General features: G+C 41.7%; 20 protein-coding genes and 5 tRNA genes. 20 read left to right on the plus strand and 5 right to left on the minus strand.

Annotated features, from left to right (window positions below; all coding sequences use genetic code 11):
- Positions 1-17: 17 nt before the first annotated feature.
- Positions 18-488, plus strand: a complete 471-nt coding sequence (locus DXA54_RS05725) for a low molecular weight protein-tyrosine-phosphatase (protein ID WP_004296375.1) — start codon at positions 18-20, stop codon at positions 486-488.
- Here DXA54_RS05725 and DXA54_RS05730 read toward each other — a convergent pair.
- Entirely contained in the window at positions 463-2,535 is a 2,073-nt protein-coding gene (locus DXA54_RS05730) for an HD family phosphohydrolase (protein WP_004296374.1), read from the minus strand. The genes DXA54_RS05725 and DXA54_RS05730 overlap by 26 nt on opposite strands.
- Positions 2,536-2,629: 94 nt before the next feature.
- Here DXA54_RS05730 and gltX point away from each other — a divergent pair, with 94 nt between their 5' ends.
- Together gltX and DXA54_RS05740 are read left to right on the plus strand one after the other, a co-directional pair.
- Entirely contained in the window at positions 2,630-4,147 is a 1,518-nt protein-coding gene (gltX, locus tag DXA54_RS05735; protein ID WP_120079092.1) for a glutamate--tRNA ligase, read from the plus strand.
- A 13-nt stretch (positions 4,148-4,160) separates the two neighbouring features.
- Positions 4,161-5,384, plus strand: coding sequence for a 3-deoxy-D-manno-octulosonic acid transferase (locus tag DXA54_RS05740; protein ID WP_008646335.1), 1,224 nt, complete (start codon positions 4,161-4,163; stop codon positions 5,382-5,384).
- A 274-nt stretch (positions 5,385-5,658) separates the two neighbouring features.
- Here the strand turns inward: DXA54_RS05740 and DXA54_RS05750 are convergent, their stop codons facing one another.
- From DXA54_RS05750 to DXA54_RS05765, 4 genes are all read right to left on the minus strand, one after another.
- Positions 5,659-7,293 carry a TlpA family protein disulfide reductase gene (locus DXA54_RS05750; protein WP_162864666.1) on the minus strand — a complete coding sequence of 545 codons (1,635 nt, stop codon included), beginning with the start codon at positions 7,291-7,293 and terminating at the stop codon, positions 5,659-5,661.
- On the minus strand, positions 7,290-8,501 hold the full coding sequence (locus DXA54_RS05755; RefSeq protein WP_120079093.1) for a peroxiredoxin family protein: 1,212 nt from the start codon (positions 8,499-8,501) through the stop codon (positions 7,290-7,292). Before DXA54_RS05755 ends, DXA54_RS05750 begins: the two co-directional genes overlap by 4 nt.
- 283 nt (positions 8,502-8,784) lie before the next feature.
- On the minus strand, positions 8,785-9,300 hold the full coding sequence (locus DXA54_RS05760; protein ID WP_004307560.1) for a gamma carbonic anhydrase family protein: 516 nt from the start codon (positions 9,298-9,300) through the stop codon (positions 8,785-8,787).
- Between the two features lie 148 nt (positions 9,301-9,448).
- A complete protein-coding gene (locus tag DXA54_RS05765) occupies positions 9,449-11,230 on the minus strand; it encodes an aminopeptidase P family protein (RefSeq protein WP_120079094.1) in 1,782 nt (593 codons plus the stop codon).
- Between the two features lie 188 nt (positions 11,231-11,418).
- Here DXA54_RS05765 and rpsU point away from each other — a divergent pair, with 188 nt between their 5' ends.
- The 17 genes from rpsU (at position 11,419) to rpoC (ending at position 26,055) form a co-directional block, all read left to right on the plus strand.
- A complete protein-coding gene (rpsU, locus tag DXA54_RS05775; protein ID WP_002558090.1) occupies positions 11,419-11,610 on the plus strand; it encodes a 30S ribosomal protein S21 in 192 nt (63 codons plus the stop codon).
- A gap of 73 nt (positions 11,611-11,683) precedes the next feature.
- The gene (gene xerC / locus DXA54_RS05780) at positions 11,684-12,565 is read left to right on the plus strand and encodes a tyrosine recombinase XerC (protein WP_004307555.1); all 882 of its coding nucleotides are present in this window, start codon (positions 11,684-11,686) and stop codon (positions 12,563-12,565) included.
- A gap of 16 nt (positions 12,566-12,581) precedes the next feature.
- Entirely contained in the window at positions 12,582-12,881 is a 300-nt protein-coding gene (gene hpf, locus DXA54_RS05785) for a ribosome hibernation-promoting factor, HPF/YfiA family (protein ID WP_004296365.1), read from the plus strand.
- A 97-nt stretch (positions 12,882-12,978) separates the two neighbouring features.
- Positions 12,979-13,052 (plus strand) — tRNA-Thr (locus DXA54_RS05790).
- A gap of 85 nt (positions 13,053-13,137) precedes the next feature.
- Positions 13,138-13,220: transfer RNA gene (locus tag DXA54_RS05795), tRNA-Tyr, on the plus strand.
- Positions 13,221-13,248: 28 nt separating this feature from the next.
- Positions 13,249-13,321 (plus strand) — tRNA-Gly (locus tag DXA54_RS05800).
- A gap of 10 nt (positions 13,322-13,331) precedes the next feature.
- Positions 13,332-13,403 (plus strand) — tRNA-Thr (locus tag DXA54_RS05805).
- Positions 13,404-13,454: 51 nt separating this feature from the next.
- The gene (gene tuf, locus DXA54_RS05810; protein WP_004296364.1) at positions 13,455-14,639 is read left to right on the plus strand and encodes an elongation factor Tu; all 1,185 of its coding nucleotides are present in this window, start codon (positions 13,455-13,457) and stop codon (positions 14,637-14,639) included.
- 52 nt (positions 14,640-14,691) lie between these two features.
- A tRNA-Trp gene (locus DXA54_RS05815) sits at positions 14,692-14,764 on the plus strand.
- Between the two features lie 14 nt (positions 14,765-14,778).
- The gene (gene secE / locus DXA54_RS05820; protein ID WP_004296363.1) at positions 14,779-14,970 is read left to right on the plus strand and encodes a preprotein translocase subunit SecE; all 192 of its coding nucleotides are present in this window, start codon (positions 14,779-14,781) and stop codon (positions 14,968-14,970) included.
- Positions 14,971-14,986: 16 nt separating this feature from the next.
- A complete protein-coding gene (gene nusG, locus DXA54_RS05825; protein WP_004296362.1) occupies positions 14,987-15,529 on the plus strand; it encodes a transcription termination/antitermination protein NusG in 543 nt (180 codons plus the stop codon).
- Between the two features lie 61 nt (positions 15,530-15,590).
- Positions 15,591-16,034 (plus strand): 50S ribosomal protein L11, encoded by a 444-nt coding sequence (gene rplK, locus DXA54_RS05830; protein WP_004296361.1) that lies wholly within the window; start codon positions 15,591-15,593, stop codon positions 16,032-16,034.
- A 15-nt stretch (positions 16,035-16,049) separates the two neighbouring features.
- The gene (rplA, locus tag DXA54_RS05835; protein ID WP_004296360.1) at positions 16,050-16,748 is read left to right on the plus strand and encodes a 50S ribosomal protein L1; all 699 of its coding nucleotides are present in this window, start codon (positions 16,050-16,052) and stop codon (positions 16,746-16,748) included.
- Between the two features lie 15 nt (positions 16,749-16,763).
- Complete coding sequence (rplJ, locus tag DXA54_RS05840; protein ID WP_004296359.1) at positions 16,764-17,285, plus strand: 50S ribosomal protein L10; 522 nt, start codon at positions 16,764-16,766, stop codon at positions 17,283-17,285.
- 90 nt (positions 17,286-17,375) lie between these two features.
- Positions 17,376-17,750 carry a 50S ribosomal protein L7/L12 gene (rplL, locus tag DXA54_RS05845; protein WP_004296358.1) on the plus strand — a complete coding sequence of 125 codons (375 nt, stop codon included), beginning with the start codon at positions 17,376-17,378 and terminating at the stop codon, positions 17,748-17,750.
- A 104-nt stretch (positions 17,751-17,854) separates the two neighbouring features.
- On the plus strand, positions 17,855-21,667 hold the full coding sequence (gene rpoB, locus DXA54_RS05850; RefSeq protein WP_004296357.1) for a DNA-directed RNA polymerase subunit beta: 3,813 nt from the start codon (positions 17,855-17,857) through the stop codon (positions 21,665-21,667).
- A gap of 104 nt (positions 21,668-21,771) precedes the next feature.
- Complete coding sequence (gene rpoC, locus DXA54_RS05855; RefSeq protein ID WP_008997825.1) at positions 21,772-26,055, plus strand: DNA-directed RNA polymerase subunit beta'; 4,284 nt, start codon at positions 21,772-21,774, stop codon at positions 26,053-26,055.
- The last annotated feature ends 106 nt before the right edge of the window (positions 26,056-26,161 follow it).

Consider the following 26,161-nt stretch of genomic DNA (forward strand, 5'->3'; position numbering starts at 1 on the left):
GAAACAATCATGTATATATGAAGAAAATATTATTTGTCTGTTTAGGAAATATCTGCCGTAGCTCTACGGCTGAAGGCGTAATGCTTCATTTAATAGAAGAAGCGGGACTGGAAAAAGAATTTGTGATAGATTCTGCCGGAATCCTGTCTTATCATCAGGGGGAATTGCCGGATAGCCGGATGCGTGCTCATGCAGCCCGTCGCGGTTATCAATTGGTGCATCGTTCTCGCCCCGTCCGTACGGAAGATTTTTATAATTTTGATCTGATTATCGGTATGGACGACCGGAACATAGATGACTTGAAAGACAAAGCTCCTTCTCCCGAAGAATGGAAGAAGATTCATCGCATGACGGAGTATTGCACCCGTATTCCTGCAGATCATGTACCCGACCCCTATTATGGAGGGGCCGAGGGGTTTGAATATGTACTTGATGTTCTTGAAGATGCTTGCGCAGGTTTGCTTACTTCTTTAACTCAGGATAACTGATCCGGGTGTGATAAGCAATCTTTAGTTTTTCTTTGAACACAGCTTTCACTGTTGCTATATCCTTGAAAGTGATAGGACATTCTTTAAAGTAACCTTCAGTGACCTGGGAATCGATAATCTTATCGACCAGGTTGCTGATTGTTTCTTCTGTATATTCCGGAAGACTGCGTGAGGCAGCTTCTACGGCATCCGCCATCATCAGGATAGCCTGTTCTTTGGTGAACGGATTCGGGCCGGGATAGGTGAACAGTTCTTCATTCGGCTCTTCGTCCGGATGCTCGTTCTTCCAGGAAATATAGAAATATTTTGTTTTTCCCCGTCCATGATGCGTGCTGATAAAGTCCTTGATGGCTTTAGGCAGATTGTGTTTATCGGCTAACTTCAATCCATCCGTCACATGACTGATGACGACCTGCGCACTTTGTTCGTAATTCAGGTTCTTATGCGGGTTAACTCCTCCTGACTGATTTTCTGTGAAAAAAGCAGGGTTTTCCATCTTACCAATATCATGATACAAAGCTCCTGTACGTACTAACTGGCTTTTGGCTCCAATGCGGATGGCTGCTTCTGCAGCAAGATTGGCCACTTGCATGGAATGTTGGAATGTTCCCGGAACCGTCTCGGACATTTGCCGCAAAAGGTCATTATTGATATTCGAAAGTTCTACCAACGTTACATTGGAAGTAAATCCGAAAGTTTTTTCCAATAAAAAGAGTAAAGGATAGGTGAATAATAACAGAATTCCATTGATGATGAAGTAAGTGTACATTCGTATGTTCAACTTCGAAAAGTCGGTGGAAAGACCGTTCTCTGTCATCAACTCGAAGGCGAAATAAATGGCTGCATAAGTCAGTATAACCAATAAAGCCGTTCGGAAAAGTTGGGACCTTTGCGATAGCTCTCTTAGACTGAATATCGCCACTAATCCTGCAGCCAACTGTGTCAGAATGAATTCATGCGGAAAGCGTAAGGATATGGAGCATATCAATATAGTGATGACATGCGTCAGGAAAGCAGTCCTCGAATCAAGAAAAACACGGATGATAATGGGTAGCATCGCGTACGGGATGATATACACATTAAATAGATTATGTGTTACCATGAAAGCGGTTATGACACTGTAAAATACAATCAACGTGAATAGCAATGACAGACTGCCTTTCCGTTGATAGTAGTCTTTTCGGAACAGGTCGAGATAAAGCATAAAACAAAGCATCAGCATTCCTACAAACAGAATCTGTCCGCCGAGAATCAGGCGGTTTTGTCCCATGGACTCATTCCGTTTGATGGATTCTTTGCGTAATGACTCCAGGATATTATAGGTATGCGGGCTGACGATTTCCCCCCGGTCGATAATCTTTTGCCCGCTGACTACTAATCCGTTTGCCCAGGAATAGTTGTTCAGGATTTCTTCTTTGGCAGCCTGGGTACGTTCCTCGTCAAAGGTAAGGTTGGGGGTGATATATTCGTTCAGGGAGCATTGCCTTAAAATTTCCCGGTTGAAATGAGTAGAGTCTGCTGACAGCAAGTGCTCATAGGCTTTTTTTACCGTGTAAAGATTCTCGGTAGCCTGTGGATTAGCCAGTTTGTCATCAATCACCATGACAGATGAAGTGCTGTCTTTGTGAAGCAGCTGTATATTCTCTGTCGAAACGATGCCTGCCTGATAGATTTCTTTTAAAGTGCGCTCAATGTACCGCAAATAATCGATGGAAGGGAGAATACCTTTCAGATTCGTATGGTAATTCTCTTTCAGCTTGGCGATTGCGTCTTTTTCTATATTTTTATCCAGTTGATAATAAGGTTGGAAGAAAGCCATCAGGCTATCTTGTTCCCTTTTTACCACTGCATCCTCTTTATAAATAGGAAAGTCGAAAGTAGCGATCAACTGTCCGTATTTCCAGGGCTTGTTGATGTCGAACTGGTAATTGAATTTTCCGTCACGTGGCAGGAAATAAACAATCAGCGCCACAGTGCCTACAAATAGCAGTGATTTATATAGTAAATCTCTCCATGAAAATCTTTTTTTCTTCTTCAAATGTTCCATATCCACTGAAATTTTTGCGAAAAGTACAAAAAAAAACAATAGTGTGGAAAAAAAGGTTTAATTTTGCCACGATTTACCTATACTAACCCAAATTATGGCAGAAAGAAAAGTAAGAGTTCGTTTTGCTCCAAGTCCTACGGGAGCATTGCACATCGGTGGTGTGCGTACAGCTTTGTATAATTATCTATTTGCACGTCAACACGGCGGAGACTTGATATTTCGTATTGAAGACACTGACTCTAACCGGTTCGTTCCGGGAGCGGAAGAGTATATACTCGAATCTTTTAAGTGGTTAGGTATCCACTTTGACGAGGGAGTGAGCTTCGGTGGTGAACAGGGTCCATACCGTCAGTCGGAGCGCCGCGAAATCTACAAGAAATATGTGCAGATTTTGCTGGAAAATGGAAAAGCATACATCGCTTTTGATACTCCGGAGGAACTGGACGCTAAGCGTGCTGAAATTGCTAACTTCCAATATGATGCATCTACCCGTGGTATGATGCGCAATTCATTAACTATGCCGAAAGAAGAAGTGGATGCACTGATTGCTGAAGGCAAACAATATGTTGTTCGTTTCAAAATCGAACCGAATGAAGATATACATGTAAATGACCTGATTCGTGGCGAAGTAGTAATCAACTCATCTATTCTGGATGACAAAGTGCTTTATAAATCGGCTGACGAACTGCCTACTTACCATTTGGCAAATATCGTGGATGACCATTTGATGGAAGTTTCCCACGTGATTCGTGGTGAAGAATGGTTGCCTTCCGCTCCTTTGCATGTGTTGCTGTACCGTGCTTTCGGTTGGGAAGATACGATGCCGGAATTTGCTCACCTGCCTTTGTTATTGAAACCGGAAGGTAATGGAAAATTAAGCAAGCGTGACGGTGACCGTCTCGGATTCCCTGTATTTCCATTGGAATGGCACGATCCGAAATCCGGAGAAATCTCTTCTGGTTATCGCGAATCCGGTTATTTACCCGAAGCTGTGATTAATTTCCTGGCTTTATTGGGATGGAATCCGGGTAATGATCTGGAAGTGATGTCGATGGATGAATTGATTAAATTGTTTGATCTTCACCGTTGCAGCAAGTCGGGAGCTAAGTTCGACTATAAAAAAGGAATATGGTTCAATCATCAATATATACAGCAGAAACCTAACGAAGAAATTGCGGAACTGTTCTTGCCTTTCTTGAAAGAACATGGTGTTGAAGCGCCTTTCGAAAAGGTAGTGACTGTGGTTGGCATGATGAAAGACCGGGTAAGTTTCATTAAAGAACTGTGGGACGTATGTAGCTTCTTCTTTGTGGCTCCTACCGAATATGATGAAAAGACGGTGAAGAAACGCTGGAAAGAAGATTCTGCAAAATGTATGACCGAATTGGCAGAAGTGATTGCCGGTATTGAAGATTTTAGCATTGAAGGACAGGAAAAAGTCGTTATGGACTGGATTGCAGAGAAAGGTTACCATACCGGTAATATCATGAATGCTTTCCGTCTGACATTGGTGGGTGAAGGAAAAGGCCCGCACATGTTCGATATTTCCTGGGTATTGGGCAAAGAGGAGACGATAGCTCGTATGAAACGAGCGGTAGAGGTTTTGAAGTAATCGACACAGTACTATGCTTTACGACCTGGCAATAGTCATTTATGACTTTATCGTCCATTTGGCTGCTCCGTTTAGCCGTAAGCCACGGAAGATGATGAAGGGGCATTGGGTGGTGTATGAACTCTTACGCCAACAAGTGGAAAAAGGGGAACAGTATATTTGGTTTCACGCTGCTTCACTGGGGGAGTTTGAACAAGGACGCCCTCTGATAGAAATGATTCGTGAGAAATATCCTAACTATAAGATATTGCTGACATTTTTTTCTCCTTCCGGTTATGAAGTGCGCAAGCATTACCGGGGGGCGGATATTGTCTGCTATCTGCCGTTTGATAAGCCGAGGAATGTGAAGAAGTTCCTGGATATTGCAAATCCTTGCATGGCGTTCTTTATCAAATATGAGTTTTGGAAGAATTATCTGGATGAGCTTCACAAGCGCCGTATTCCGGTATATAGTGTGTCGTCTATTTTCCGTCGCGAACAAATATTCTTTAAATGGTACGGTGGCACTTATCGCAATGTCTTGAAAGATTTCGATCATCTGTTTGTTCAGAATGAGGCATCCAAACGTTATTTGTCGAAAATCGGCATCAGTCGTGTGACAGTAGTGGGGGATACCCGTTTTGACCGTGTACTGCAAATCCGCGAAGAGGCTAAAGAGCTCCCGTTGGTGGAGAAGTTTAAAGGAAACAATTCTTTTACTTTTGTTGCCGGAAGTTCATGGGGACCTGATGAGGATTTATTCCTCGAATATTTCAATAATCATCCGGAAATGAAATTGATTATTGCTCCGCATGTGATCGATGAGAATCACCTGGTTGAGATCATCGGTAAACTGAAGCGTCCGTATGTGCGCTATACCCGTGCCGATGAGAGGAATGTATTGAAAGCGGATTGTCTTATTATAGACTGCTTCGGACTGCTGTCCTCTATTTACCGCTATGGTGAAATAGCTTATATAGGCGGTGGTTTCGGGGTAGGAATCCATAACACCTTGGAAGCGGCTGTATACGGTATTCCGGTGATTTTCGGACCGAAGTATCAGAAATTTATGGAAGCCGTTCAATTGCTCGAAGCAAAAGGTGCCTATTCTATCAAAGACTATGATGAGCTGAAAACTTTGCTGGATCGTTTCCTGACAGATGAGGCGTTTTTGCGGGAAACCGGAACGAATGCCGGTTATTATGTGACTAGCAATGCCGGTGCGACGGAGAAGATTATGCACATGATTAATTTCTAAATATGTAGTGTAGATCAATGTGAATTCGATATAAGAGGGCAATACAAAACCTTAATAAACAAAGAATCACCTTTATCACAATTATCTGTGGTAAAGGTGATTCTTTGTTTATTAAGGAGCTTTGGCACACTTCTCATTGCTTTCGGCTCTTTGTCAAATTGGGTGGTAAATCCTTTAGAAAAACAGGCATCTACTGAATTATATAAATGAATAGAGGACAACTTTTCACCAGATTTGACGAAGAACCTGTTTCCTGCATTTGTAGCTAGCCACCTTATCTGTTGACTTCTAACTCTAGCAACTCTTTCAACTCTTTGGCTGTTACGTGGGTGAATTGTTTTGCGATATTTCCTTTTTTATCTATTATCAGGTACATCGGTAATCCCGTCATCTGAAAATGATTCCAAAGATAACCCCACTGTTCTTTGTTCAACCAGTAATGTTCTCCGGCAATGTCTTGTATTAGTATATCCCAAGTCTTTTTTATAGAACTGGGGCCTGTGAGGTAAATGAAAGCAACTTTGTCTTCACCTATTTCTTTCTTTAGTGGTTCATATTCCTTGATGATTTGCCGGCAGCCACCGCACCAGGTAGCCCAAAAGTCGATAAACTGTACCTTCCCTTTGTGGCGGGCAATGAGAGCAGTCAACAGTTCCTTTTCCGGAACTTGTGGTGCTTCGCAAATAGTGAATTTCTTTGTTATCGTTTTCTGTCGGGGTTGCATCTGGCGGTTCATGTCTTGAATGATACCTAAGAAAATAGGATTGGTAATTTCCGAAGCCATGAGCTCTTGTCGGGGTGTCAGAGGTTGTAAATTGTAAAAACTGGAACGCATATAGATTGCTCGTATGTAGTCAACTATTAAACTTGTGCTGTCTTGTATGATATTACTAAGACGTTCTTTTGCTTTGGAGAATGACTCCCATCTGAATAGGTCATTTTCTTTGAAGTATTTTGCACTAAGTGCCATTAGCTCGCTTTCTTGCTGAAAGGAGATACCTGCTTTGAAAGCCGTTTCATATTGATGGATAAGTGTCTGTTCCTCTTTAGTGAGTGGTGCATTTTTCAATAGATTTTTTTCGTAAGCGAGTGGGTCTTTGTGGGTATCATATAAATCCATGACTACATTGCGGTAATTATAACAATAGAGTGCTAAAGGGTGATTGACTGGGAAATCCTTCAAATAATTGTGGAAATCATCGGGCAAATATACATCAAGAAAAGCAGCAAAAGCTTGTTCCCGCGTAATGTTTTCCTTCTTTTGATAAGCAGTTTGCAGGCAATAGTGGGTGGCCTGTAGATTTTCCAGGCAATCAAATGCGCATGAGAGATTGGCGAGTGTGCGAGTGTCTTCGCTGAATTGTAACTGTGCGTTGTTGTGCGTTACATATCGTTTGTATTGGTTGATACATCGTTTTTTGAATTCATTGGCACTAATGCCTACAATGGAATCCAATAGGTCGCCATCACTATAAACAGGTGGTATCTTTGTTATTAGTTCCGGCTGGCACCATTCATTGTTAATGGTAGCATATTGACCGCTAAATACAAACTGTTTTCCTGGTGGATTACTTAGATTGATAGCTACATTTGTTTCTTTTTCGGGACTTAGCAGAATGACTAAATCAGCATTTCCTATCATCATCCGTACTTGTGTATGATGGTAGAGAGGAATATTAATAGTAAAGCTTCCGTCTGACTCAACAGTCGGATAAAGAGTTTCGGCTGTTCCCATCACGATATTGGGAGCTCCGATCTTGAATATCAGATTATCATTCGGATGGTAATTGGCGATTGTACCACTTAAAATGGCCTTTCCTTTCTGATATTCGGGGATGGGTAATTGTGCTTGTGCCAGGTTGAATAACAAGGACAAACAAAGACAAGTAAATAGTCTGTTCATGTTCATAGTAGTTCTTTTATTGCATTTATTATTTCTTTATCTGTATTCTCATTACTATAACCTCTGATTACTTTTCGTATGATTCGTTCTTGGTCTACTATGAAAAAGTAAGGTGCGGCACCACCGGTCTGATATTGTTTTATAACCTCATTTGTTGCATTCAGAATGGTATAATTCAATTCCTTTCGGTTTGCATAATTTCGGATGGCAGATACTTTACGGCTCCAGGATTCTATTGCAATCAACTCAAACTCTTCACTGGTGAATAATTCTTTTAACTGTTTCAGAAAAGGAACAGCCGCCTGACAGGCACCACAACCAATGCCTGTGAAGTTGATTAGTATGATTTTGCTTTTACAGTCGGCTAATGATACCGGCTGTGCTTCTATATTTTCTAATATCCAGTCGGGAGCTTTTTTTCCTATAAGACTGGATGCTGTTGGTTCTTCATTTTTCTTGTAGAGGTCGCTGTATTTTACTATTTCATAATCTTTTGGGAAATAATCAGCCGCATTAAAGTCGTTGATTGTTAGTTTATTGATTTCAAGATTCGAACAGGTTGAAACGGAAATATCATGCGACATCTCTCTCCGTTTTTTATAAGGTAGGTCATTCGATTTGTTGATCCATAACTCATAAATAGAAGCTGTACTGCCGATATTGAATGGAGGAAGTGGCATGTGATAAGCTTTTCCAAAGAATTCAACTTGTTGATTCTCATCAATTACTAATTTAAAATAATAATTATCACCCTCGTCTTTCAACTCTGTTGCAATATGATCCTTAGTGGTAAGTGCATATCTGATGATATTCTTTGCGTGATTGAAGAATGGAGGACTTACTAGCCTGAAAGGAAGTGGTCTGAATGTGAAATCATCAATTGCTAATTTCTTATTTTCGTGATAAGGTAATACTCTTATGTTGCCGTCATAACAAAATTCTAGTTTTGTTGTATCATTGGCATCTAGTGAAACATAGCTTGCACCTATGGTTGAGTCCATTGGATTATCGTACTCTTTAACGAAGCCATGCAAGGTAGATAATGCGGTTGAATCACCAGGTTGCCAGCTTTCGTTAGTGACATAGTAGGTTGCAGATTCAATCTTTTCTAAATTGGTAAGTACTTTCTTTAAATATTCTTTTTCTGCGTTTTGTGCATTGGCGGTTATTATTTCTGCCAATAAGAGAATTGTAAGTAGTAGTTTTATTTTCATAATGAATAAGTGCTTGTTGGTTCATTGCTCAGATTTAATGTCTTACAAATCTACGAATAATTCGTAATAAAAATATATTCAGAGGGTTAAATAATATAAATATGGACTTTGGAAATCAATGATGATTAGTTTTAGTAGTGTGGATTTTATGGTATGTGTTTGTAAATGGCTTATTTATGTGGCTATTGAAGTGTCAATGGTGTTCTGAAAAAAAACGTTCCCCCTTTTCTTAAAAATATAAGAGTAAGGAGGAACGAAGTTTTGTTTTAGGTTTTATTTAAAGCTATTCTTTATACCATTGTGAGTACATCAGATAGTTGTGAGCAATTTTTTGATTCAGTTCTTTGGCTTGTTCAGGATCTACCTTTTTAATGAATTTCGCGGGTACTCCTCCCCAAATGCTTCCCGGTTCAATGATGGTATTGCTTAATACCAGAGAGCCGGCGGCAACGATTGCTCCTTCACCGACTACAACGTGATCCAGTACGGTTGACCCCATCCCGACCAATGCGTAATCTTTGATGGTCGCCCCATGAATGGTGACATTATGTCCTACGGATACGTGATCGCCAATTTCAATAGTCGATTTCTGGTATAATGTATGCAAGACACTTCCATCTTGAATATTGACACCGTTGCCGATTCGTATGGAGTTGACGTCACCTCTTAATACCGTATTAAACCAAATGCTACAATCATTTCCTATTTTTACATCTCCTATAATAGTTGCATTATCTGCGAGGAAGCAGTTTTCTCCGATCTCGGGAGTAAAACCCCGTACTGATTTAATTAAAGCCATATAATATTTGTTTCTAATAAAGTTTTTTATTTAATGCAGTTCTATGTTGTACGACACCCGGGTGTCGTGATGTATGAGACCCGGGTCTTGAGCAGTCTGACACCCGGGTGCTGGTATGCTTGACACCCGGGTGTCAGGCAAGTTCTTTTTAAAGGGAAGCAGTCGCCTCTTGTAACCAAACTTTTTCTTCTTCGTTAAGATCCGGTGATAGTTTCTCGTAGACAGTCTGATGGTAATTGTTTAACCATTCAATTTCTTCATTTGTCAGCATCTCCTTGATGATCCCTTTTTTGCAGATGGGGCATAAAGTGATAGTCTCAAACTTAAGATATTCTCCAAACATTCCCTCTCCATCTTTGCAAACTAACGTCAGGTTCTCCGTACGTATCCCGTGACTGCCTGTCTTATAAACACCAGGTTCGTTGGATGTAACCATACCGGGCTGGAGAATTGCAGGGTTTTCATTCATACGAATGCTTTGTGGACCTTCGTGTACACTCAAGAAATGCCCGACGCCGTGCCCTGTGCCATGGAGAAAGTTCATTCTGTGATTCCAGATAGGTATACGCGCCAGTACATCGAGTTGCGCACCACGGGTTCCGGCTGGGAATTTGGCCATAGCCAATGCTATGTGTCCCTTTAATATTAAGGTATAATCCGTCTTTTCCTCTTCCGTCAGTTCGCCTAATGCGATGGTACGAGTGATGTCAGTGGTTCCGTCCAAGTATTGTGCCCCTGAATCTAAGAGTAGGAATCCTTTAGGCTGAAGAGTTACATCGCTTTCTGGCGTTGCCGAATAATGCACGATTGCTCCGTGCTCTTTATATCCTGCAATGGTGTCGAAACTTTCTCCCATGTAGAGGGGCTGTGCTGCTCTGAATTCATGCAGCTTTTTATCTATACTTAATTCAGTTTCTTTTCCGGTGGATACAGATTCTTCCAGCCACTTGAGGAATCTGACAAGTGCCACTCCATCCCGTTGCATGGCAGCATGGATGCCGGCTATTTCCTGTTTATTGCGAATGGCTTTCAATAATGTGACGGGAGACTCACCACGAATAATGGAACATTTCGGATTAATGGCCGAGTAAATCGCATAATTCGTTTTCCGTGGATCAATAAGAATATTTTTTCCGGAGAAAGAATTCAGGAATGTCTCTACCTCATCATATTTCTGTATTCCTATTTGTTGTTTCTTCAGATAAGTCTCGACCTCCGACGTCACTTTTTCCGGTGAAATGAAGTAAGTCACCTCGTCCTGCGTAATTAACAGGTAGCTCACTATAACTGGATTGCAATGTACATCGTTTCCTCGTAGATTGAGAGTCCATGCTATTTCGTCCAGTGCAGATATGAATAAGGCATAGACACCTTTCTTCTTCAACTCCGCACGGATGGCGGATATTTTTTCTTCGCAGCTTTTTCCTGCATATTTGATATCATAAATAAAGGCTGGAGAGTCAGGTATGGAGGGACGGTCTTTCCAGATGTTCTTTAATGGATCTCCAAATATATCTACCTGTAACTGATGTGCCGCTAGTTCTTCTTTCATTTGTTCTACCTGTTGCACGGAGAACATTTTCCCGTCAATGCTTACAGATTCTCCGGGTTTTAAGTGCTGGCAGAGAAACTCTGTTATGCTTGGAGTTTCCGGCAGCATCTCTTTGTAGAGTGTGATGCCACTCCCTTCCAGTTCTTTCGCTGCCTGAAGGAAGTAACGTGAGTCGGTCCATAATCCCGCTTTGTCCATCAGGATGACCGCTGTTCCTGCAGAACCCGTAAAACCGGAAATCCATTCACGTGACATCCAGTGGGGAGCCACATACTCACTAAGATGGGGGTCGGTGCTGGGGATAATGAATGCTTTGATGTAATTGGGATGGAATGTCATGCGCAAAGCATGTACTCGTTCTTTTATGTTCTGTTTCATACCTTATTATATTATTATAGACATGTAAGTGTTTCAAAGGTACTAACTTTCCGCATTTAATGACTTGTTTATGAATAGTTTTTGAGAAATATTTGCCGAAAGTTTTGTGAATAAAGAAAGTATGTGTAATTTTGCGGCGCAATTTGACTGCGGAATTTTTTTAATCATAACATATTAATAATAACAAAATGATTGTAGTACCTGTAAAAGAAGGCGAAAACATTGAAAAAGCGCTGAAGAAGTTCAAAAGAAAATTTGAGAAAACTGGCATCGTAAAGGAATTGAGAAGCAGACAGCAGTTTGATAAACCGTCTGTAACTAAAAGACTTAAGAAAGAACGCGCAGTTTACGTACAACAACTTCAGCAAGTAGAAGATTAATAATTCGTAATTTCCTTTGAATTATTGAATTCTTTTCATACATTCGTTGCACGATTTTAGATGTAGCGATATTATGTTGATAGAATCTTTTCTTGATTATCTCCAGTATGAGCGGAACTATTCTGAAAAAACCGTTCTTGCGTACGGTGAAGATATAAAGCAACTGCAGGAGTTTGCTCAGGAAGAGTATGGAAAGTTTAATCCGTTAGAGGTCGAGGCGGAACTGATTCGTGAATGGATTGTTTCATTGATGGATAAAGGGTATACCTCAACTTCTGTAAATCGTAAGCTAAGTTCGCTCCGAACGTTTTACAAGTATCTCATAAGACAGGGGAAGACGACTATAGATCCTTTGCGTAAAATAAAAGGACCTAAAAACAAAAAGCCGTTGCCTGTGTTCTTAAAAGAGAACGAAATGAATCGGTTATTGGATGATACGGATTTTGGCGAAGGATTTAAAGGTTGTCGGGACCGGTTGGTGATTGAAGTGTTTTATGCTACTGGCATGAGACTTTCGGAATTAATAGGTTTGGATGATAAGGATGTGGATTTTTCGGCTTCTCTTCTGAAAGTGACCGGGAAAAGAAATAAGCAACGACTGATACCGTTCGGTGATGAACTGCGGGAGTTGATGCTTGAATATATTAATGTAAGAAACGAAACGATTCCGGAAAGGTCGGAGGCTTTCTTTATTAGAGAGAATGGCGAACGACTTTATAAGAATCTGGTCTATAATTTAGTGAAACGGAACCTGTCAAAGGTGGCAACGCTGAAGAAAAGGAGTCCTCACGTGTTGAGGCATACTTTTGCTACCACAATGCTGAATAATGAAGCAGAGCTGGGCGCGGTAAAAGAACTTTTGGGTCACGAGAGCATTACGACTACCGAGATCTATACGCATGCCACATTTGAAGAACTTAAAAAAGTGTATAAACAAGCTCATCCAAGAGCTTAAAAAAAAGGAGGTAAGTATGGATGTTAGAATTCAATCAATTCACTTTGATGCGTCAGAGCAATTGCAGGCATTTATTCAGAAGAAAGTGTCCAAGTTGGAAAAATATTACGAAGATATAAAGAAAGTAGAGGTGTCATTAAAGGTAGTAAAACCAGAAGTTGCTGAAAATAAAGAAGCAGGCATTAAAATATTAATCCCCAATGGGGAGTTTTATGCAAGCAAAGTGTGTGATACATTTGAAGAGGCAATTGATTTAGATGTGGAAGCGCTCGTAAAACAACTGGTTAAATACAAGGAAAAGCAACGTAGCAAATAAAAAAATCCCAAATATTTTGCGGGAAAGAAATAAATAACTAAATTTGCAGCCGTTTCGCTCGCGTTAGAACGTGACGGTTGCATTTTTTAGTAAGTTTGCCTCTTTAGCTCAGTTGGCCAGAGCACGTGATTTGTAATCTCGGGGTCGTTGGTTCGAATCCGACAAGAGGCTCAAAAAGAAACCGAAGAACAAAGATAGAACATCTGTCTTTATCATATTGTTTGAAAATAGTTCTTTTATTTCTTGATTTTGAAAAGGGCAAATACCAGAGTGGCCAAATGGGGCAGACTGTAAATCTGCTGGCTTACGCCTTCGGTGGTTCGAATCCATCTTTGCCCACAATCAGAGTGACAACTTTGGCAAGAATGCGGAAGTAGCTCAGTTGATAGAGCATTAGCCTTCCAAGCTGAGGGTCGCGGGTTTGAGCCCCGTCTTCCGCTCTCTTTTCTTGCTGTTATAGCTCAGTGGTAGAGCACTTCCTTGGTAAGGAAGAGGTCCCGGGTTCAAGTCCCGGTAACAGCTCATAAAGGATGTAAATGCTGATTATTAATCAAATAAATAACAAGTAAAGCTATGGCTAAAGAGAAATTTGAACGTACCAAACCGCATGTAAACATTGGTACAATCGGTCACGTAGACCACGGTAAGACAACGTTGACAGCTGCTATCACTACAGTGTTGGCAAAAAAAGGTCTTTCAGAATTGCGTTCTTTCGATTCTATCGACAACGCTCCTGAAGAAAAAGAAAGAGGTATTACTATCAATACTTCTCACGTTGAATATCAAACAGCTAACCGTCACTATGCACACGTAGACTGCCCGGGTCACGCCGACTACGTAAAGAACATGGTTACTGGTGCTGCTCAGATGGACGGTGCTATCATCGTTTGTGCTGCAACTGATGGTCCGATGCCTCAAACTCGCGAACACATTCTGTTGGCTCGTCAGGTAAACGTACCTCGTCTGGTTGTATTCTTGAACAAATGCGATATGGTAGACGACGAAGAAATGTTGGAACTCGTTGAAATGGAAATGAGAGAACTCCTTTCATTCTATGATTTCGATGGTGACAATACTCCTATCATCCGTGGTTCTGCTCTTGGCGCATTGAACGGTGTTGAAAAATGGGAAGACAAAGTTATGGAACTGATGGATGCAGTTGATAACTGGATTCCACTGCCTCCGCGCGATGTTGATAAACCATTCTTGATGCCGGTTGAAGACGTGTTCTCTATCACAGGTCGTGGTACTGTAGCAACAGGTCGTATCGAAACAGGTGTCATCCACGTTGGTGATGAAGTCGAAATTCTTGGTTTAGGTGAAGATAAGAAATCAGTTGTAACTGGTGTTGAAATGTTCCGTAAACTGTTGGATCAAGGTGAAGCTGGTGACAACGTAGGTCTTTTGCTTCGTGGTATTGACAAGAACGAAATCAAACGTGGTATGGTTCTTTGTAAACCAGGTCAGATTAAACCGCACTCTAAATTCAAAGCTGAGGTTTATATCTTGAAGAAAGAAGAAGGTGGTCGTCACACTCCGTTCCACAACAAATACCGTCCTCAGTTCTACTTGCGTACTATGGACTGTACAGGTGAAATCACTTTGCCGGAAGGAACAGAAATGGTAATGCCGGGTGATAACGTAACTATTACAGTTGAGTTGATTTACCCAGTAGCATTGAACCCGGGTCTTCGTTTCGCTATCCGCGAAGGTGGACGCACGGTAGGTGCTGGTCAGATTACTGAAATTATCGACTAATACACAATAATTAATCAGTTCCCGGTTTTCATCGGGAACTGATTATGTACACACGGGAGTAGCTCAGTTGGTAGAGCACCGGTCTCCAAAACCGGGTGTCGGGAGTTCGAGCCTCTCCTCCCGTGCTAATATTATTGAAATGAAAAAGGTAATAGCTTATATTAAAGAATCTTACGACGAACTTGTACATAAAGTATCGTGGCCTACGTATTCTGAACTTGCTAACAGTGCAGTAGTTGTTTTATATGCTTCCCTGCTTATTGCATTGGTAGTATGGGGTATGGATGTCTGTTTCCAGAACTTCATGGAAAAAATCGTTTATCCACATTAAAAATTAGGAATTGAAAATGGCTGAGATTGAAAAGAAATGGTACGTTCTGCGTGCTATTAGTGGAAAAGAAGCTAAGGTAAAGGAATATCTTGAAGCTGATCTTAAGAACAGTGACCTTGGTGAATATGTATCTCAGGTATTGATTCCTACTGAAAAAGTTTACCAGGTTCGCAATGGTAAAAAAATTGTGAAGGAAAGAAGTTATCTTCCTGGTTACGTTTTGGTGGAGGCTGCTTTGGTTGGTGAGGTCGCTCATCACTTGCGCAACACTCCGAATGTGATAGGCTTTTTAGGTGGCTCCGAAAAACCGGTGCCTCTCAGACAATCAGAAGTGAATCGTATACTTGGTACAGTGGACGAACTGCAGGAAACGGGTGAAGAACTCAATATTCCGTACGTGGTGGGTGAAACTGTAAAAGTTACTTTTGGACCTTTTAGCGGATTCAGTGGTATCATTGAAGAAGTGAATAGCGAAAAAAAGAAACTAAAGGTCATGGTAAAGATATTCGGGCGCAAAACGCCGCTTGAATTGGGCTTTATGCAAGTGGAAAAGGAATAACACGGAATTGTTACGCTGTTGTTGTTCTTCGTTTAATGTTTATATATAAATCAATAAAAAAATGGCTAAAGAAGTTGCTGGACTAATCAAGTTACAGATTAAAGGAGGCGCTGCAAATCCATCACCTCCCGTTGGACCTGCTTTGGGTTCTAAGGGTATCAATATCATGGAATTTTGCAAGCAATTCAATGCCAGAACCCAAGACAAAGCAGGTAAAATTTTACCTGTTATCATTACTTACTACGCAGATAAGTCTTTCGATTTTGTAATCAAGACTCCTCCCGTTGCTATTCAATTACTTGAAGTAGCTAAGGTAAAGAGTGGTTCTGCTGAGCCTAACCGTAAGAAAGTTGCCGAGCTTACTTGGGAACAAGTTCGTACGATCGCTCAGGACAAAATGGTTGACTTGAACTGTTTTACTGTGGAAGCTGCCATGAGAATGGTTGCAGGTACAGCTAGAAGTATGGGTATCGCTGTAAAAGGGGAGTTCCCGGTTAATAACTAATAAACTTCAATTGTAATGGGTAAACTGACAAAAAATCAAAAGTTAGCTGCAGAAAAAATTGAAGCAGGGAAAGCATACTCACTGAAAGAAGCTGCATCTTTGGTAAAAGAAATCACTTTTTCCAAATTCGATGCTTCACTGGATATTGATGTACGTTTAGGGGTTGACCCGCGTAAAGCTAACCAGATGGTGAGAGGTGTTGTCTCACTTCCTCATGGTACTGGTAAAGAAGTGCGTGTGTTGGTACTTTGTACACCGGATGCTGAAGCTGCTGCAAAAGAAGCTGGTGCTGACTATGTTGGTCTTGACGAATATATTGAAAAGATCAAAGGTGGATGGACTGATATTGATGTAATCATCACTATGCCATCTATCATGGGTAAAATTGGTGCACTCGGTCGTGTACTCGGTCCTCGTGGATTGATGCCGAACCCTAAGAGTGGTACTGTAACTATGGATGTTGCTAAGGCTGTAAAAGAAGTAAAACAAGGTAAGATTGACTTTAAAGTTGATAAGAGCGGTATCGTTCACACTTCTATCGGTAAGGTATCATTCAGTCCTGATCAGATTCGCGACAACGCGAAAGAGTTCATCTCTACTCTGAACAAGCTGAAACCGACCGCAGCAAAGGGTACATATATTAAGAGTATTTATCTTTCTAGTACAATGAGTGCGGGTATTAAAATCGACCCGAAATCAGTGGATGAAATCTAATAAAACAGAGAAATAATGAGAAAGGAAGATAAAAGTACGATTATAGAGCAAATTGCTGCTACAGTAAAGGAATATGGTCACTTCTACTTGGTAGACGTTACAGCGATGAACGCTGCTGCTACCAGCGCATTGAGAAGAGATTGCTTTAAATCAGACATCAAATTGATGGTGGTTAAAAACACTCTGCTTCACAAAGCACTTGAAAGCCTGGAAGAAGACTTTTCACCTCTTTACGGTTCTTTGAAAGGTACTACTGCTGTTATGTTTACTAACACTGCAAACGTACCTGCTAAGTTAATCAAAGACAAAGCGAAAGACGGTATTCCCGGACTGAAAGCTGCGTATGCAGAAGAAAGCTTCTATGTTGGTGCAGACCAATTGGATGCTCTCGTTGCAATCAAGAGTAAGAATGAAGTTATCGCTGATATCGTTGCACTGTTGCAATCTCCGGCCAAGAATGTTATTTCTGCTCTTCAATCAGGTGGTAACACCCTTCACGGAGTTCTCAAGACTCTTGGTGAACGTACCGAAGCGTAAAAATGGAAAAAGGCGTCACAGCCTTGGGAATAACATCCCGAATAATTTTCAAAAATCAACAAGTATTTAAACATTAAAATCATACAAAAAATGGCAGATTTGAAAGCTTTTGCAGAACAATTAGTTAACTTGACAGTAAAAGAAGTTAATGAACTTGCAACTATCCTTAAAGAAGAATACGGTATTGAACCTGCTGCTGCAGCTGTAGCTGTTGCTGCTGGTCCTGCAGCTGGTGCTGCTGCCGCAGAAGAAAAAACTTCTTTCGACGTAGTATTGAAGAGCGCTGGTGCAGCTAAACTTCAGGTAGTTAAGGCCGTTAAGGAAGCTTGTGGTCTTGGTTTGAAAGAAGCTAAAGACTTGGTAGACGGTGCTCCTAGCACAGTAAAAGAAGGTTTGGCTAAAGACGAAGCAGAATCATTGAAGAAAACATTGGAAGAAGCTGGAGCTGAAGTTGAACTTAAATAACATTGGCCTGGTAATCAGGTAATTCGGTTAGGAATCCTTCACAAGAGGATTCTTAACCTTTTTGTGTATATATTTCAAATTAAGTTCTCCAAATTCATTGACAGATGTCTTCAAATACTGTAAATCAAAGAGTTAATTTTGCTTCGACTAAGAATCCGCTCGAATACCCGGATTTCCTGGAAGTACAATTGAAGTCATTCCAAGACTTTCTACAATTAGATACCCCACCTGAAAAGCGCAAGAATGAGGGATTGTATAAAGTATTTGCTGAAAACTTCCCTATTGCCGATACAAGAAACAATTTTGTTCTTGAGTTTCTGGACTATTATATTGATCCGCCGCGTTATACCATCGATGATTGTATAGAGCGTGGGCTTACTTATAGTGTTCCCTTAAAAGCGAAACTTAAGCTTTACTGTACGGACCCCGATCATGAGGATTTTGATACAGTGATTCAGGACGTATTCCTCGGCCCGATTCCTTATATGACTGATAAGGCTACTTTCGTCATTAACGGTGCCGAACGCGTAGTTGTGTCACAGCTTCACCGTTCTCCGGGTGTGTTCTTCGGTCAGAGTGTACATGCCAATGGTACGAAACTTTATTCGGCTCGTATTATTCCGTTTAAGGGTTCGTGGATTGAGTTTGCTACTGACATCAATAATGTGATGTACGCATACATCGACCGTAAGAAGAAATTGCCGGTAACGACTTTGTTGCGTGCAATTGGCTTCGAGAATGACAAAGATATTCTTGAGATTTTCAACCTTGCAGAAGATGTAAAGGTGAACAAGACAAATCTGAAGAAAGTGCTAGGTCGTAAATTGGCTGCACGTGTCTTGAAAACATGGATTGAAGATTTCGTTGATGAAGATACCGGTGAAGTGGTTTCTATCGAGCGTAACGAAGTTATTATCGATCGTGAAACCGTACTGGAAGAGGTGCATATTGATGAAATTTTGGAGTCGGGAGTTCAAAACATCCTTTTACATAAAGATGAACCGAACCAGTCCGATTTCTCTATCATATATAATACGTTGCAGAAGGACCCGAGTAACTCGGAAAAAGAAGCTGTGTTGTATATCTACCGTCAGTTGCGTAACGCCGATCCGGCTGATGACGCAAGTGCAAGGGAGGTTATCAACAACTTGTTCTTCTCTGAAAAACGATATGACCTTGGTGATGTAGGTCGTTACCGAATCAATAAAAAGTTGAATCTGACGACTGATATGGACGTGCGTGTCCTCACGAAGGAAGATATCATTGAAATCATCAAATATCTGATTGAGTTGATTAACTCAAAAGCAGATGTGGATGATATTGACCACTTGAGTAACCGTCGTGTACGTACAGTAGGTGAGCAGCTTTCTAATCAGTTTGCAGTTGGTCTGGCTCGTATGTCTCGTACGATTCGCGAACGTATGAACGTTCGTGACAATGAGGTGTTTACTCCGATTGATTTGATTAACGCGAAGACTATCTCTTCTGTAATCAACTCATTCTTCGGAACGAACGCATTGTCGCAGTTCATGGACCAGACAAACCCCTTGGCTGAAATCACGCACAAGCGTCGTATGTCTGCCCTTGGTCCTGGTGGTCTTTCCCGTGAACGTGCCGGATTTGAGGTTCGTGACGTTCACTACACACACTATGGTCGTCTTTGTCCGATTGAGACTCCTGAAGGTCCGAACATCGGTTTGATTTCTTCATTGTGTGTATTTGCTAAGATTAATGATCTGGGATTCATCGAAACTCCGTACCGTAAGGTGGAAAACGGAAAAGTGGATCTTTCTGATAACGGTCTGATTTATCTGACTGCTGAAGAAGAGGAAGAAAAGGTTATTGCACAGGGAAATGCTCCGTTGAATGATGACGGTACATTTGTGCGTAACAAAGTTAAATCTCGTCAGGATGCTGACTTCCCGGTTGTTGAACCGACAGAGGTTGATTTGATGGACGTTTCTCCTCAGCAGATTGCATCAATCGCGGCTTCATTGATTCCGTTCCTGGAACATGATGATGCTAACCGTGCATTGATGGGATCAAACATGATGCGCCAGGCGGTTCCTTTGTTGAGGAGTGAAGCACCGATCGTAGGTACAGGTATCGAACGTCAGTTGGTAAGAGACTCTCGTACGCAGATTACTGCGGAAGGAGATGGTGTTGTTGACTACGTTGATGCTACTACTATCCGTATTTTGTATGACCGTACAGAAGACGAAGAGTTCGTAAGTTTTGAACCTGCTTTGAAAGAATATAGAATACCTAAGTTCCGTAAGACTAACCAGAACATGACGATTGACTTGCGTCCGATTTGCGACAGAGGCCAGCGTGTGAAGAAAGGTGACATCTTGACTGAAGGTTATTCTACTGAAAAGGGTGAATTGGCATTGGGTAAGAACCTGTTGGTTGCTTACATGCCTTGGAAAGGTTACAACTATGAGGATGCTATCGTATTGAACGAACGTGTGGTACGCGAAGACTTGTTGACTTCGGTTCACGTAGAGGAATATTCTCTGGAAGTTCGTGAAACAAAACGTGGTATGGAAGAGTTGACTTCTGATATCCCGAATGTAAGTGAAGAAGCTACTAAAGACCTGGATGAAAATGGTATCGTAAGAATCGGTGCTCGTATCGAGCCGGGTGATATCATGATCGGTAAGATTACACCGAAGGGTGAATCTGATCCTTCTCCGGAAGAAAAATTGCTTCGTGCCATCTTTGGTGATAAGGCAGGTGATGTGAAAGATGCTTCATTGAAAGCTTCTCCTTCTTTGAAAGGTGTTGTGATCGATAAGAAACTTTTCTCACGTGTGATTAAGAATCGTAGCTCAAAACTGGCCGATAAAGCATTGTTGCCTAAGATCGATGATGAATTTGAATCTAAGGTAGCTGATCTGAAACGTATCCTGGTTAAGAAACTGATGACTTTGACTGAAGGTAAGGTTTCTCAAGGTGTGAAGGATTATCTGGGTGCGGAAGTAATTGCGAAAGGTTCTAAGTTCAGTGCTTCTGATTTTGATTCACTCGACTTTACTTCTATTCAGTTAAGCAACTGGACTAGTGATGACCATATTAATGGTATGATTCGTGATCTGGTGATGAATTTCATTAAGAAATACAAAGAGCTGGATGCTGAATTGAAACGTAAGAAGTTTGCTATTACAATTGGTGATGAACTTCCAGCTGGTATTATCCAGATGGCAAAAGTATATATTGCTAAGAAGCGTAAGATTGGTGTGGGTGATAAGATGGCAGGTCGCCACGGTAACAAGGGTATTGTATCCCGCGTTGTTCGTCAGGAAGATATGCCGTTCTTGGCTGATGGTACTCCGGTTGACATTGTGTTGAATCCGTTGGGTGTGCCTTCTCGTATGAACATTGGTCAGATTTTTGAAGCTGTACTCGGACGTGCCGGAAAAACGTTGGGCGTGAAATTCGCGACTCCTATTTTCGACGGTGCTACCATGGAAGATCTGGATCAGTGGACAGACAAGGCAGGATTGCCTCGCTACTGTAAGACTTATCTTTGTGATGGTGGTACAGGTGAGCAATTTGACCAGGCAGCTACTGTGGGTGTGACTTACATGTTGAAGTTGGGTCACATGGTTGAAGACAAGATGCATGCTCGTTCTATCGGTCCGTACTCATTGATTACTCAGCAACCTCTTGGTGGTAAAGCACAGTTCGGTGGTCAGCGTTTCGGAGAAATGGAGGTTTGGGCACTCGAAGGTTTTGGTGCTGCTCATATCCTGCAGGAAATCCTTACTATCAAGTCTGATGACGTGGTAGGACGTTCGAAAGCTTATGAAGCAATTGTGAAAGGTGAACCGATGCCGCAACCAGGTATTCCGGAATCCTTGAACGTATTGTTACACGAGTTGAGAGGATTAGGTTTGAGTATCAACCTAGAATAAAATAATAAAGAATACGTGGTGTCAACAAGCCGATGACGGTCTGTTGACATCCGTGTCTTTTCAATTTCCAATGATTCAATTATCAAATCTCAATTATATAGAGTATGGCTTTTAGAAAAGAAAATAAGACGAAAAGTAATTTCTCGAAGATCTCAATTGGTCTGGCTTCTCCGGAAGAAATCCTTGAGAATTCGAGTGGTGAAGTTTTGAAGCCTGAAACCATTAATTACCGTACGTACAAACCCGAACGTGATGGTTTGTTCTGCGAGCGCATTTTTGGTCCTATCAAGGATTATGAATGTCATTGCGGTAAATACAAGCGTATCCGTTATAAAGGTATCGTCTGCGACCGTTGTGGTGTGGAAGTTACTGAAAAGAAAGTACGCCGTGAACGTATGGGACATATCCAGCTGGTTGTGCCGGTGGCTCACATCTGGTATTTCCGTTCGCTCCCTAATAAAATCGGTTATTTGCTCGGACTGCCGACGAAGAAACTGGATTCGATTATATACTACGAACGTTATGTTGTTATTCAGCCGGGTGTAAAAGCAGAGGACGGTGTAGCTGAATATGATTTGCTTTCGGAAGAAGAATATCTGGATATCCTGGATACGCTTCCAAAAGATAATCAATATCTTGAAGATAATGATCCGAACAAGTTTGTTGCAAAGATGGGTGCTGAAGCTATCTATGATTTGCTGGCTCGTTTGGATCTGGATGCTTTGTCTTACGAATTGCGTCACCGTGCAGGTAACGATGCTTCACAGCAACGTAAGAATGAGGCTTTGAAACGTCTTCAGGTAGTAGAATCGTTCCGTGCATCACGTGGACGCAACAAACCGGAATGGATGATTGTACGTATCGTACCGGTTATCCCACCCGAACTTCGTCCGTTGGTTCCGTTGGATGGTGGTCGTTTTGCTACATCTGACTTGAACGACCTTTATCGTCGTGTGATTATCCGTAATAACCGTCTGAAACGACTGATTGAAATCAAGGCTCCGGAAGTGATTTTGCGTAATGAAAAACGTATGCTTCAGGAATCTGTCGATTCTTTGTTTGATAACTCACGTAAGTCAAGTGCTGTGAAGACAGATGCCAACCGCCCGTTGAAGTCATTGTCTGACAGCTTGAAGGGTAAACAAGGACGTTTCCGTCAGAACTTGCTGGGTAAACGTGTTGACTACTCTGCTCGTTCGGTAATCGTCGTAGGTCCGGAATTGAGAATGGGTGAATGCGGTATTCCTAAATTGATGGCTGCCGAATTGTACAAGCCGTTTATTATTCGTAAGCTCATCGAACGTGGTATCGTTAAGACTGTTAAGTCTGCCAAGAAGATCGTTGACCGCAAGGAACCGGTGATCTGGGATATTCTGGAACATGTAATGAAAGGACATCCGGTACTGTTGAACCGTGCTCCGACATTGCACCGTCTGGGTATTCAGGCTTTCCAGCCTAAGATGATCGAAGGTAAAGCTATTCAGTTGCACCCGTTGGCATGTACGGCATTCAATGCCGACTTTGACGGTGACCAGATGGCTGTTCACTTGCCTTTGAGTAATGAAGCAATTCTGGAAGCACAAATGTTGATGCTTCAATCACATAATATCTTGAATCCGGCAAACGGTGCGCCTATTACTGTGCCTGCACAGGATATGGTTCTTGGTTTGTACTATATTACTAAGTTGCGTGCTGGTGCGAAAGGTGAAGGTCTGACATTCTACGGACCGGAAGAGGCGTTGATCGCTTACAATGAAGGTAAGGTAGATATTCATGCTCCGGTGAAAGTTATCGTGAAAGACGTTGATGAAAATGGTAACATTGTAGACGTAATGCGCGAAACTTCGGTAGGACGTGTGATTGTTAATGAAATTGTTCCGCCTGAAGCAGGTTATATCAATACAATTATCTCTAAGAAATCTCTTCGTGATATTATTAGTGATGTAATTAAGGTATGTGGTGTGGCTAAGGCTGCCGACTTCCTGGACGGAATCAAGAACTTAGGTTATCAGATGGCGTTCAAGGGTGGTTTATCATTCAACTTGGGTGATATTATCATTCCGAAGGAAAAAGAAACGTTGGTACAGAAAGGTTACGACGAAGTAGAACAAGTCGTAAACAACTATAACATGGGTTTCATTACCAACAACGAACGTTACAACCAGGTGATCGATATCTGGACACATGTAAACTCTGAGTTGTCTAATATCCTGATGAAGACAATTTCTTCGGATGATCAGGGATTCAACTCTGTATATATGATGCTTGACTCTGGTGCTCGTGGTTCTAAAGAACAGATTCGTCAGTTGTCAGGTATGCGTGGTTTGATGGCAAAACCGCAGAAAGCAGGTGCTGAAGGTGGTCAGATCATCGAGAACCCGATTTTGTCAAACTTTAAAGAAGGACTTTCGGTGTTGGAGTACTTTATCTCTACCCACGGTGCTCGTAAAGGTTTGGCGGATACCGCTTTGAAGACTGCCGATGCTGGTTATTTGACTCGTCGTCTGGTGGACGTATCACACGATGTGATTATTACAGAAGAAGACTGCGGTACACTCCGCGGATTGGTTTGTACGGACCTTAAGAATAACGATGAGGTTATTGCTACTCTGTACGAACGTATCTTAGGTCGTGTTTCCGTACATGATATTATTCATCCTACCACAGGTGAATTGCTTGTTGCCGGTGGTGAAGAAATCACAGAAGAAGTAGCCAAGAAGATTCAGGAGTCTCCGATCGAGAGTGTTGAAATCCGTTCGGTATTGACTTGTGAAGCTAAGAAGGGTGTTTGTGCTAAATGTTACGGACGTAACTTGGCAACGAGCCGCATGGTTCAGAAGGGTGAAGCTGTCGGTGTAATCGCTGCTCAGTCTATTGGTGAGCCGGGTACACAGTTGACATTGCGTACATTCCACGCCGGTGGTACTGCTGCAAATATTGCAGCTAACGCCAGTATCGTTGCTAAAAATAATGCACGTCTTGAATTTGAAGAGTTGCGTACAGTAGATATCGTTGACGAGATGGGTGAATCTGCAAAAGTGGTAGTAGGTCGTTTGGCCGAAGTACGTTTTGTGGATGTAAATACCGGTATTGTTCTTTCTACTCATAACGTACCTTATGGTTCAACACTGTATGTAAGTGACGGCGACTTGGTAGAAAAAGGCAAACTGATCGCTAGGTGGGACCCGTTCAATGCTGTTATTATTACAGAAGCAACCGGTAAGATCGAATTTGAGGGCGTAATTGAAAACGTTACTTATAAGGTTGAATCGGATGAAGCAACAGGTCTTCGTGAAATTATTATTATTGAATCCAAGGATAAAACCAAAGTTCCTACAGCTCATATTTTGACAGAGGACGGTGATTTGATCCGTACTTATAACTTACCGGTAGGTGGTCACGTAATCATCGAGAATGGTCAGAAGGTAAAAGCTGGTGAAGTAATCGTGAAGATTCCGCGTGCCGTAGGTAAAGCGGGTGATATCACGGGTGGTCTTCCTCGTGTTACTGAATTGTTTGAAGCTCGTAACCCGTCAAATCCGGCTGTCGTTTCTGAAATCGACGGTGAGGTAACAATGGGTAAGATCAAGCGTGGTAACCGTGAGATCATTGTAACTTCCAAGACTGGTGAGGTTAAAAAATATTTGGTTGCACTGTCTAAGCAGATTCTGGTACAGGAAAATGACTATGTACGTGCAGGTACTCCGTTGTCTGACGGTGCTACTACTCCAGCAGACATCTTGGCAATTAAAGGTCCTACAGCTGTACAAGAATATATCGTGAATGAAGTTCAGGATGTATACCGCTTGCAGGGTGTGAAGATCAATGATAAGCACTTCGAGATTATCGTTCGTCAGATGATGCGCAAGGTTCAGATTGATGAACCGGGAGATACTCGTTTCCTCGAACAGCAAGTCGTAGACAAACTGGAATTCATGGAAGAAAATGATCGTATCTGGGGTAAGAAAGTCGTAGTGGATGCTGGTGATTCTCAAAATATGCAAGCTGGTCAGATTGTAACTGCCCGCAAGTTGCGTGATGAGAACAGTATGTTGAAACGTCGTGACTTGAAACCGGTTGAGGTTCGTGATGCTGTTGCTGCTACCTCTACTCAGATCCTTCAGGGTATTACACGTGCTGCTTTGCAGACTTCAAGCTTTATGTCGGCTGCTTCCTTCCAGGAAACAACGAAAGTCTTGAATGAGGCTGCTATCAACGGTAAGATCGATAAGTTGGAAGGTATGAAGGAAAATGTGATCTGTGGTCACTTGATTCCTGCCGGTACCGGACAGCGCGAGTTCGAAAAGCTCATCGTTGGATCAAAAGAAGAGTATGACCGTATCTTGGCTAACAAGAAAACAGTACTTGACTACAATGAAGTAGAATAAATACAATTCAATTGACTATATGAGAAGGAGCGATTGCCAGATTGGGTAATTGCTCCTTTTTTTATTTCTTTTTTACTCGCGTGTATTACCATTAGTTTCAGGAAAA

The organism is Bacteroides sp. OF03-11BH, assembly GCF_003604005.1.
In the GTDB taxonomy this organism is placed as follows: domain Bacteria; phylum Bacteroidota; class Bacteroidia; order Bacteroidales; family Bacteroidaceae; genus Bacteroides; species Bacteroides ovatus.

Bases quoted from the DNA above. Each gene is read 5' to 3' on its own strand.
- DXA54_RS05725 (WP_004296375.1), top strand. From the start codon at position 18: ATGAAGAAAATATTATTTGTCTGTTTAGGAAATATCTGCCGTAGCTCT.
- DXA54_RS05730 (WP_004296374.1), bottom strand. From the start codon at position 2,535: ATGGAACATTTGAAGAAGAAAAAAAGATTTTCATGGAGAGATTTACTA.
- gltX (WP_120079092.1), top strand. From the start codon at position 2,630: ATGGCAGAAAGAAAAGTAAGAGTTCGTTTTGCTCCAAGTCCTACGGGA.
- DXA54_RS05740 (WP_008646335.1), top strand. From the start codon at position 4,161: ATGCTTTACGACCTGGCAATAGTCATTTATGACTTTATCGTCCATTTG.
- DXA54_RS05750 (WP_162864666.1), bottom strand. From the start codon at position 7,293: ATGAACATGAACAGACTATTTACTTGTCTTTGTTTGTCCTTGTTATTC.
- DXA54_RS05755 (WP_120079093.1), bottom strand. From the start codon at position 8,501: ATGAAAATAAAACTACTACTTACAATTCTCTTATTGGCAGAAATAATA.
- DXA54_RS05760 (WP_004307560.1), bottom strand. From the start codon at position 9,300: ATGGCTTTAATTAAATCAGTACGGGGTTTTACTCCCGAGATCGGAGAA.
- DXA54_RS05765 (WP_120079094.1), bottom strand. From the start codon at position 11,230: ATGAAACAGAACATAAAAGAACGAGTACATGCTTTGCGCATGACATTC.
- rpsU (WP_002558090.1), top strand. From the start codon at position 11,419: ATGATTGTAGTACCTGTAAAAGAAGGCGAAAACATTGAAAAAGCGCTG.
- xerC (WP_004307555.1), top strand. From the start codon at position 11,684: ATGTTGATAGAATCTTTTCTTGATTATCTCCAGTATGAGCGGAACTAT.
- hpf (WP_004296365.1), top strand. From the start codon at position 12,582: ATGGATGTTAGAATTCAATCAATTCACTTTGATGCGTCAGAGCAATTG.
- tuf (WP_004296364.1), top strand. From the start codon at position 13,455: ATGGCTAAAGAGAAATTTGAACGTACCAAACCGCATGTAAACATTGGT.
- secE (WP_004296363.1), top strand. From the start codon at position 14,779: ATGAAAAAGGTAATAGCTTATATTAAAGAATCTTACGACGAACTTGTA.
- nusG (WP_004296362.1), top strand. From the start codon at position 14,987: ATGGCTGAGATTGAAAAGAAATGGTACGTTCTGCGTGCTATTAGTGGA.
- rplK (WP_004296361.1), top strand. From the start codon at position 15,591: ATGGCTAAAGAAGTTGCTGGACTAATCAAGTTACAGATTAAAGGAGGC.
- rplA (WP_004296360.1), top strand. From the start codon at position 16,050: ATGGGTAAACTGACAAAAAATCAAAAGTTAGCTGCAGAAAAAATTGAA.
- rplJ (WP_004296359.1), top strand. From the start codon at position 16,764: ATGAGAAAGGAAGATAAAAGTACGATTATAGAGCAAATTGCTGCTACA.
- rplL (WP_004296358.1), top strand. From the start codon at position 17,376: ATGGCAGATTTGAAAGCTTTTGCAGAACAATTAGTTAACTTGACAGTA.
- rpoB (WP_004296357.1), top strand. From the start codon at position 17,855: ATGTCTTCAAATACTGTAAATCAAAGAGTTAATTTTGCTTCGACTAAG.
- rpoC (WP_008997825.1), top strand. From the start codon at position 21,772: ATGGCTTTTAGAAAAGAAAATAAGACGAAAAGTAATTTCTCGAAGATC.